The sequence below is a fragment of the Kurthia sp. Dielmo genome, assembly GCF_000307285.2.
GTDB lineage: Bacteria > Bacillota > Bacilli > Bacillales_A > Planococcaceae > Kurthia > Kurthia populi.
In genome coordinates this window covers 391,614-400,630 of the sequence record NZ_HE578957.1, presented here as the reverse complement: position 1 = coordinate 400,630, position 9,017 = coordinate 391,614, and the positions used below count along the sequence as shown (strand labels likewise).

Sequence of the window (9,017 nt, the reverse complement as noted above, 5' to 3'; positions counted from 1 at the left end):
CAATTGCCATTAGTGTGGTAGCAATTGGGATTGTACTCTACATGGCATTTAAAGAAACGACGACAAAGCTAATGAAAACGGTAACATTTGCAGTTGCGGCATTATTACTTTTTGCGCTCAGTGTACGCGTTACGAGTATGTTTGCACCGGGTGACACATGGGTGATGTATAGTGTGTTAATTGCTAATTGTGTCGCATGGCTTTTAGTTGGTACAAAAATGAAATTAATTTATTTTATCATTTCAGGATATTTAGGATTAGCCGTTATTATTCTCTTTGGCTTCTTCCTATAAGCTAGCTACATAATTATGAAAGGCGAAATCGAATCGAGATGATAGGATTTCGTCTTTTTTTGTGCAAAGAACTGTAGTACTTTCTCTATGAAAAAAACATGAAATTCGTTACAATGGTATCGAAGGGAGGGCACAGTTTTTATGAATGCCCAGAAATTATCAAAACGTTTAGCAACAGTCGCAGCTTTTGTTCCACAAGATGCGGTTGTTGCAGATATTGGTTCCGACCATGCATACCTACCTTGTTTTTTAGTGAATCAAGGAATTGTTAAGAAAGCTGTTGCAGGTGAAGTAGTGAAAGGTCCTTATGAATCTGCTTGTCATGAAGTACAACGAGAACAACTAAGCGAGCAAATTACCGTGCGTTTAGCCAATGGTCTTGAAGCTATTCAACCAGAGGACGGTGTAACAGCAGTTACCATTGCTGGTATGGGAGGGCCATTAATCGCTTCTATTTTAGACCATTATCCACAAGGTCTAGAAGGCGTTACGCGCTTAATTTTACAACCAAATATTCACGCGATTGCCATCCGTGAATGGGCTGTTGCTCATGACTTTATGATTGTAGATGAAGCGATTATTAAAGAAGATGGAAAAATTTACGAAATTTTAGTGTTAGAAAAAGGGAAAAAACCACTCTCTGAGCTAGAATTATTACTTGGTGAGAAATTAATGGCCGAGCGCAATGATGTATTTGTTGAAAAATGGACACATGAAATTGCACAATGGCATACTGTGTTAAAAAATATGGAAAAGGCAGAACAAACGCCAGCCATTATGAATAAAAAGCAAGAGCTTCTAACAAAAATTGAAACGGTAGAAGGAGTGCTCGCATAGTGAAACAAACGAATGGTCAACAAATTATTCAAATTTTTGAGAGTTGGTCTCCTAAAAAAATTGCCGCAATGGACGGTGATCCGATTGGGTTGGCTGTTGGTACGTTAAACAAAGCAGTAACAAAAGTACTCGTGACGCTTGATGTGAATTTAGCAGTTGTAGATGAAGCAATTGAAAAGGGATGCGAATTAATTATTGCGCATCATCCACCGATTTTCCGTAAGCTCGCTAATCTGCGTACAGATACACCACAAGGTCAGTTATTTGAAAAACTTATTAAACACGATATTGCTGTTTATGCAGCACATACGAATTTAGATGTTGCTGATGGTGGCGTCAATGATTTATTAGCAGATGCTTTAGATATTCAACAGCGTGAAGTACTTGTGCCTAGTTACGAGGAAACGTTATATAAGCTGGCTATTTTTGTGCCAGAAAGTCACGCGGATGCGCTAAGACAGGCACTTGCAGGCGCGGGTGCAGGGAGCATTGGCTTATACGAAGCATGCAGTTTTACATCAACTGGTGAAGGTCGTTATAAGGCACAACAAGGTGCAGAACCTTTTGCGGGTAGTATTGGTAAACTTCATGTAGAGCCTGAAGTAAAAGTAGAAGTTGTCGTACCGGATTCTTTAAAAAATAAAGTATTACGTGCAATGTACAATACACACCCATATGAAGAAGTCGCTTTTGATTTTTTAAAACTTGAAACAGCGGCGAAAACAATGGGCTTAGGTCGCATTGGGACATTAAAAAATTCAATGACATTACAAGCCTTTGCGGAGCATGTAAAAACATCCTTGCATGTACCAACTGTACGTGTGGTTGGCGATTTACAGGATATGGTCACAAAAGTGGCGGTACTTGGTGGTGACGGTAATAAATATATTCAAGCAGCCAAAAGAGCAGGTGCGGACGTTTATGTAACGGGGGATTTATATTTCCACGTTGCACAGGATGCAGAAGCAATGGGCTTACATGTTGTGGATCCAGGACATCACGTAGAGAGCATTATGAAGCAAGGTGTAGCAAGTAAAATGGCGGCATTATGTGCTGAGAAACAGCTACAAGTGTCATTTCTGTCATCTGAATTATCAACAGAGCCATTTCAGTTTATTTAATAAAAAAGAGGTTTTGACATACGTGTGAAAACAACCGCTCCTATAAACATAAGAAAAACCGGAATCGCGCTGTAGCGCGGTTCCGGTTTTTCGTTGCGAACGCTAAAAAAGGAAAATGACATGTTTTTTCCTAGGCTCTTTTTTGTTTATCGCATTAATATGGCTCAATGCGTTTAACAGGTTTTGGTTCTTTAATTTTTGGTAAAATTTTATCCAGTGTAATATGACGTTCGATGGCGTGTGTTTCTGGGTTTTCTGGGTCATATTGATCTAAGAATTTAATCACTTCTTTAACGATTGGTGTTGGTGTAGAAGCACCTGCTGTTACGGCTACATTTTCAACACCTTCTAGCCATTCTAATTTTAGTTCAGATAAATCAGCAATGCGGTGAGATGGTGTACCAGCGATTTCTTCTGAAACTTGCGTTAAGCGATTTGAGTTGTTACTGCGTGGGTCACCAACAACGATTAATAAATCTGTTGCACCTGCTTGATTAGCAACCGCCTCTTGACGAACTTGTGTAGCAAGACAAATTTCTTCATGTACTTCAATTGTTGGGAATTTTAATGTTAATGTTTGCATTAAACTCATAACATCCCACTGACTCATCGTTGTTTGGTTTGTTACGAGTAATTTATCATTCTCGATTTCAAGTGCCTCAATATCTGCTACTGTTTGCACGAGGTGGACGCGGTCTGGCGCAACACCGACAGCACCCTCAGGCTCTGGATGGCCTTTTTTACCGATATAAATAATATCGTATCCCTCTGCTGTTTTTTCTTCAATTAACGTATGTGTAACCGTTACATCAGGACAAGTTGCGTCAATAGAAACTAACCCTTTTTTACGTGCTAATTCACGTACTTCAGGTGATACACCATGTGCTGTAAAGATAACAGTACCACTCTCGACTTGATTTAAAATATCTAAACGATTTGGACCATCTAATGTGATAATGCCATCTTGTTCAAAGGCATCTGTTACATGTTTGTTGTGTACAATCATACCTAAAATAAAAATAGGGCGTGGTAATGATTTATCTAATGCGGCATTTCGCGCAATGACCATCGCATCGACAACACCGTAGCAATATCCTCGTGGGGTAATTTTTGTGACTTTCATAAATTATTTAACTCCTTTCGAGTGGTTTCTTCATCTAAAAATAAAGAAACATTCATCGGTTCTATTATAACGGACGTTTTTACGTTATACAAAGTTTTGACAATTTGAAGATTTTATTGACGAAAAACATACAAAAAGCTATTATAGTCAAATGGATTCTCGAACGAAAGCATGTTACAATGAGGGAATGAAGTAAGGAGTGACAAAATGTCAAAGTACACAGATTATCAATTTAAACCATTTTTGCGTGACGCAATCGCGAAATTAGGTTTTACAGAACCAACACCTATTCAAAAGGAGATCATTCCGCTTATCTTAAAAGGGAAAAGCGCAATTGGTCAAGCGCATACAGGTACAGGGAAAACACATAGTTTCTTAATTCCTATCGTACAACGTATTGTAGAGGACAAACAAGAAGTCCAAGCAGTTATTACTGCACCAACTCGTGAGCTTGCTACGCAAATTCACATTGAGTTAGCTAAACTTGTCGAAGGCACAGATATCCATACGAAATTATTCATCGGTGGTACAGATAAACAACGCTCAATCGATAAACTAAAAACGCAACCTCAAATCGTCGTAGGGACTCCAGGACGTATTCGCGATTTAGTGAACGTACAAGCGTTGCTTGTTCATACAGCTAATATGCTTGTAGTCGATGAAGCAGATTTAGCATTCGATATGGGTTTCATTGAAGATATCGATACATTCGCTAGCCAAATGCCAGATACATTAGAAATGTATGTATTCTCTGCAACAGTACCAGAAAGCTTACAACCATTCTTACGTAAATACATGACTTCACCAGTACATGTTGAAATGAATGACAAACGCCCAGTTGCTGAAAACTTAGAATTTTATTTGATTCCAACTCGTTCAAAATCAAAAAATGATAAATTACTGGAAATCACAAAAGCAATCAACCCATATTTAGCGATTATTTTCGTTAATACACGTAAACAAGCTGATTACGTAGCAAACTTCCTTTCTCATAATGGTATTAAGCCAGGACGTATTCACGGTGATTTAACACCTCGTGAACGTAAGAAAATGATGAAACAAGTTCGTGATTTAGAATTCCAATATATCGTAGCAACAGATCTTGCTGCTCGTGGTATTGACATTCCAGGTGTATCTCACGTAATCAACTACGAACTGCCACAGGACTTAGAATTTTTCGTTCACCGTGTAGGGCGTACAGCGCGTGCGGGTAACAAAGGTTTAGCGATTACAATCTTTGAACCTTCTGAAGAGCATCGTATTGTAGAAGTAGAAAAATTCGGTATTGAATTTAAACCAAAAGATATTAAAAATGGTGAAATTATCGATATGAAAGAACGTCATGCACGTGAAAAACGTGAACGTAAAGAAGACGAAATCGACCGTATCGCAAAATCAAAAGTTCGTAAACCGAAAAAAGTTAAACCAGGGTACAAACGTAATATGCGCTGGGAAATGGATAAAATTAAGAAAAAAGAACGTCGTAAACGTAGTCGTCAACGTATGAAATAAGCATATTCATAGGAAGTTCCGATGGAAATTGCTATAATTTTATTATAGAAAAGAAAAGAAACGCGCTCATTTATAAGCGCGTTTCTTTTGTTGAATTGGAGGATTTTTTCATGTTAATTGGTTCACATGTTTCAATGAGTGGTAAAAAAATGTTGCTAGGCTCAAGTGAAGAGGCGGCATCATATCAAGCATCAGCAATGATGATTTATACAGGCGCACCACAAAACACACGTCGTAAAGATATTTCAGAATTGAATATTATCCCAGGGCAACTTCATATGGAAGAGCATGGCATTATGGAAATGGTCGTGCATGCACCGTATATTATTAACTTAGGTAATACGACGAAGCCGGCTGTATTTGAGCTAGGTGTGGAATTTTTACAAAAAGAAATTGAACGTACAGAAGCATTAGGTGCAAAACAAATCGTCCTACATCCAGGAGCGCATGTTGGAGCGGGTGCTGAGGTTGGTATTAAACGGATTATCGAGGGCTTAAATGAAGTGTTAACGGTTGATTCGCCAGTGCAAATTGCGCTCGAAACAATGGCTGGAAAGGGTTCAGAATGTGGTCGTACATTTGAAGAGTTAGCACAAATTTTTGATGGTGTGCATAATAATCATCGTTTATCGGTTTGTTTTGATACATGTCATACACATGATGCGGGTTATGACATTGTGGCAGACCTAGATGGCGTACTAGCTGAGTTTGAGCATTATATTGGCTTGAAAAATATTAAAGTACTGCATATTAATGATAGTAAAAACGAACGTGGTGCACATAAGGACCGTCACGAAAATATTGGCTTTGGTCATATTGGTTTTGAAGCGCTGCATCGTATCGTACATCATGAGGCGTTCGAAGCGGTACCGAAAATTTTAGAAACACCATGGGTAGGACCAGATAAAAAGAATACAAAAGCACCGTATTTATATGAAATCGAGATGTTACGCACAGGCAACTTTAAGCCAGAACAAATCGATGCATTACGCGGATAATAAACGAAAAAAGCTGGCGATGGCTGGCTTTTTTTAATGAACAATGAAAGACAAGAATTTTTACTTTACAATAGAATCTTTTTTCGCTATACTAAATATTTGTAAATCGTAACGATTCTGAATTAGAAAGAAGAGAAGTGTATGATAAAGCAGCCCCTGATCGAGTTGCAAAATATATCATTTCAATATGACTATACAAAAGTGCTTAGTCACTTGTCTTTAACAATTAATGAGGGAGATTTCGTCGCATTATTAGGCCCCAATGGCTCGGGGAAATCAACTCTTTTAAAAATTATTTTAGGTTTATTAAAGCCAACAACAGGTGCGATTCATCTATTTGGTGAAGAAGCATCGAAATTTAAAAAGCGTGAGTGGATCGGTTACGTGTCTCAAAAAGCGAATGCCTTCAATGGGGGATTCCCTGCGACCGTGAAAGAAGTAGTCGCAAGTGGCTTAACGAAAAAATTGGGCTTATTTAAACGTAAAGCAACGAATCAACAAGATCTGATAAGAGAGGCCTTACAAGCAGTAGATATGCTACCGTATTTAAATCGCAATATCGGTGGGCTATCAGGTGGGCAACAGCAACGTGTCTTTATTGCAAGAGCACTTATCGCGAAGCCTAAAATGCTTATTTTAGATGAGCCAACAGTAGGTGTCGACCAAGAAAATGTCGCTATCTTTTATCAGTTAATGGAGAAATTAAATAAAGAGGGTATGACGCTTCTGCTTGTCACGCATGATATGAGCGTTGTAGAGAGCGCGGTCACGGATGTGGCTTGTCTTAATGGTAAAATCCATTACTATGGCTCAAAAGAAGGCTATGAGGCGCTGACGAAAGAACAAATCAGTGCATGGTACAGTTATTCAATTGAACAGGAGGAACGTGTATGATTTCCTCAATATTTCAATATGATTTTTTACAAAATGCCTTTTTATCTGGTATGGTGATTGGTGTCTTAGCACCGCTATTAGGCGTCTTTATTGTCGTACGGCGCTTGTCCTTAATTGCCGATGCGCTAAGCCATGTTACACTAGCGGGAATCGCAGGAAGTTTATATTTATCACAAACCTTTGTTGGGTTCGCAACATTAAATCCACTTTACTTAGGGATTGCCTCTGCTGTAGGAGGGTCTCTATTAATTGAAAAACTACGTGGCGTTTATAAGCATTTTGAAGAATTAGCGATTCCAATTATTATGTCTGCAGGACTTGGCTTGAGTGCGATTTTTATTTCGTTAGCACAAGGCTTTAGTACCGATTTGTTTAGTTATTTATTTGGCTCCGTATCTGCTGTAAGTCGTCAAGATTTATGGATAGTCATCGTTATTGCAATTGTTGTAATTGCCTTTATTTCACTATTTTATAAAGAATTGTTTGTGTCATCATTTGATGCAGAGTATGCACGGGCAAGCGGCTTACGCACAAAAGCCATTCATATGTTATTTATGGTCATTACAGCGCTTGTCATTGCAGCAAGTATGCGCATTGTCGGCATTTTACTCGTATCCTCACTGATTACATTACCTGTTGCGGCAGCAATTCGTTTAGCGAAAAGCTTTAAGCAAACGATTATCTATGCCATTATCTTTGGTGAAACAGCGGTATTAGTCGGTCTTGTGACAGCATTTTATTTAAATTTAGCACCAGGTGGAACGATTGTTATTACATCGATTATTATTTTATTAATGGCAATGCTTGTGAAGAAAATCGCAACAAAACGAAGTGTCTGAAAGGAGTAGTAGAGTATGAATGTATCAAAAGCATGGGAAGTATTAAAAGAGCAAGGATTTAAAAAAACAGATAAGCGTGAACAAATTTTAGAGATGTTTGCAGATAGCGAGAAATATTTAACAGCACGTGATTTGCTTGATGTAATGAAGAAAGATTATCCTGGGATGAGCTATGATACAATCTATCGAAACTTATCGACATTCGTGTCCTTAGGGATTTTAGAGGAAACGGAGCTATCGGGTGAGAAACATTTCCGTATGCATTGTGAAACGGAGCATCATCACCATCATTTTATCTGTATGGAATGTGGTAGCATTCGCGAAATTCATTTATGCCCAATGGATTTCTTACAAGAGCAATTGCCAGGTTATGAAATTGAAGGTCATAAATTTGAAATTTACGGTAAGTGTCCAGCCTGTCAAAAGGCGTAAAAAATAAAGAGTTAAGTATATTAGAAGCTTGGACTATGTGTAAAAACAACCACTCATCGGAGTATATCGAAAACCGGAATCGCGCTTTAGCGCGTTTCCGGTTTTTTGTTGCGAACATTAAAAAGGTACATGACGTGTTTTGCCCCAGTCTCTTTTTTATGTGGAAAGGCCTTTTCTCTAAAATAGTTACAGAGAAAATAAAATCGTTATAAAGAATAGATTGAGAAACATTTTAATGGGTAAAAAGATTCTATAAATTAAAAAAACATGATAAAGTACATGTTCAAAAAAAGAGAGAAATGAGGTTAAAGTTCTAATACGTTAAATTGACATTAATTGCTCTTTTGATACATAATAAATGTATATAATGATTCAAAAGACGTTTAAAATGTATATTTTATATGATAATAGTTTCATTAAATACTAAAGGAGACGATACGTATGACGAAATCGAAATGGCTCGTTAGTTTAACAGCAACATGCATGTTGGCGTGTGGCTCACTAGCTACGAGTGCTTCAGCCGTCAATGTTAATATTGATAATAAGCAAGATTTGGAAAAAGCAATTGAGCAGGCAATGGAAAATGCGGATAGTTTATTAGAAATAACTTACACTGGTGCAGATGTGGAATCGATTTATCGTAATATCACCCCAATTTCAATGGCTGTTGGTAATGGAAATGATGAAATTTTAGGCATCTTACAAAGCGTTTCAACGAGCTCTTCATTAAAGTCTGTGGGAGGGAAACCTGTATCAGCCGATTTTAAATTAAATATTGATTATTTCACAACAAAAGCGAAAAAACAGCAAGCAGATGCGACATTAAAAACGATTGCGAATACGATTAAAAAGAATAACAAAAGTCAATTTGACCGTGTAAAAGCAGTGAATGACTATTTAGTATTAAATACGATATACGGTGGCACAACAGATGATCGTTATACAGCGTACGGTTTATTGCAAGATAA

General features: G+C 37.8%; 8 protein-coding genes and 2 pseudogenes. 9 read left to right on the top strand and 1 reads right to left on the bottom strand.

Annotation, left to right across the window (positions count from 1 at the left end; genetic code table 11):
* The 3 genes and pseudogenes from KTHG_RS06890 to KTHG_RS06880 form a co-directional block, all read left to right on the top strand.
* Positions 1 to 293: pseudogene (locus KTHG_RS06890) on the top strand (hypothetical protein); the annotation flags it as partial.
* Between the two features lie 141 nt (positions 294 to 434).
* Positions 435 to 1,130 carry a tRNA (adenine(22)-N(1))-methyltransferase gene (locus KTHG_RS06885; protein WP_126990301.1) on the top strand — a complete coding sequence of 232 codons (696 nt, stop codon included), beginning with the start codon at positions 435 to 437 and terminating at the stop codon, positions 1,128 to 1,130.
* Entirely contained in the window at positions 1,130 to 2,251 is a 1,122-nt protein-coding gene (locus KTHG_RS06880; protein ID WP_139992381.1) for a Nif3-like dinuclear metal center hexameric protein, read from the top strand. The genes KTHG_RS06885 and KTHG_RS06880 overlap by 1 nt, the downstream gene beginning before the upstream one ends.
* A 154-nt stretch (positions 2,252 to 2,405) precedes the next feature.
* Here KTHG_RS06880 and KTHG_RS06875 read toward each other — a convergent pair whose 3' ends face one another.
* Positions 2,406 to 3,374: a 4-hydroxy-3-methylbut-2-enyl diphosphate reductase gene (locus KTHG_RS06875; RefSeq protein WP_139992379.1), complete on the bottom strand. Its 969-nt coding sequence runs from the start codon at positions 3,372 to 3,374 to the stop codon at positions 2,406 to 2,408.
* A 207-nt stretch (positions 3,375 to 3,581) separates the two neighbouring features.
* Here KTHG_RS06875 and KTHG_RS06870 point away from each other — a divergent pair, with 207 nt between their 5' ends.
* The 6 genes and pseudogenes from KTHG_RS06870 to KTHG_RS21125 all read left to right on the top strand — a co-directional run.
* On the top strand, positions 3,582 to 4,886 hold the full coding sequence (locus tag KTHG_RS06870; RefSeq protein WP_139992377.1) for a DEAD/DEAH box helicase: 1,305 nt from the start codon (positions 3,582 to 3,584) through the stop codon (positions 4,884 to 4,886).
* Positions 4,887 to 4,996: 110 nt separating this feature from the next.
* Positions 4,997 to 5,884 carry a deoxyribonuclease IV gene (locus KTHG_RS06865; RefSeq protein ID WP_139992375.1) on the top strand — a complete coding sequence of 296 codons (888 nt, stop codon included), beginning with the start codon at positions 4,997 to 4,999 and terminating at the stop codon, positions 5,882 to 5,884.
* Between the two features lie 144 nt (positions 5,885 to 6,028).
* Positions 6,029 to 6,778, top strand: a complete 750-nt coding sequence (locus KTHG_RS06860; RefSeq protein ID WP_139992766.1) for a metal ABC transporter ATP-binding protein — start codon at positions 6,029 to 6,031, stop codon at positions 6,776 to 6,778.
* A complete protein-coding gene (locus KTHG_RS06855) occupies positions 6,775 to 7,617 on the top strand; it encodes a metal ABC transporter permease (RefSeq protein ID WP_126990296.1) in 843 nt (280 codons plus the stop codon). The genes KTHG_RS06860 and KTHG_RS06855 overlap by 4 nt, the downstream gene beginning before the upstream one ends.
* 15 nt (positions 7,618 to 7,632) lie before the next feature.
* Entirely contained in the window at positions 7,633 to 8,049 is a 417-nt protein-coding gene (locus KTHG_RS06850) for a Fur family transcriptional regulator (protein WP_126990295.1), read from the top strand.
* Positions 8,050 to 8,490: 441 nt separating this feature from the next.
* Positions 8,491 to 9,017 (top strand): annotated as a pseudogene (locus KTHG_RS21125) (hypothetical protein); the annotation flags it as partial.

Excerpts from the sequence above, each read along its gene's own strand:
- KTHG_RS06855 (WP_126990296.1), top strand. The coding sequence starts at position 6,775 with ATGATTTCCTCAATATTTCAATATGATTTTTTACAAAATGCCTTTTTA.
- KTHG_RS06875 (WP_139992379.1), bottom strand. The coding sequence starts at position 3,374 with ATGAAAGTCACAAAAATTACCCCACGAGGATATTGCTACGGTGTTGTC.
- KTHG_RS06865 (WP_139992375.1), top strand. The coding sequence starts at position 4,997 with ATGTTAATTGGTTCACATGTTTCAATGAGTGGTAAAAAAATGTTGCTA.
- KTHG_RS06885 (WP_126990301.1), top strand. The coding sequence starts at position 435 with ATGAATGCCCAGAAATTATCAAAACGTTTAGCAACAGTCGCAGCTTTT.
- KTHG_RS06870 (WP_139992377.1), top strand. The coding sequence starts at position 3,582 with ATGTCAAAGTACACAGATTATCAATTTAAACCATTTTTGCGTGACGCA.
- KTHG_RS06850 (WP_126990295.1), top strand. The coding sequence starts at position 7,633 with ATGAATGTATCAAAAGCATGGGAAGTATTAAAAGAGCAAGGATTTAAA.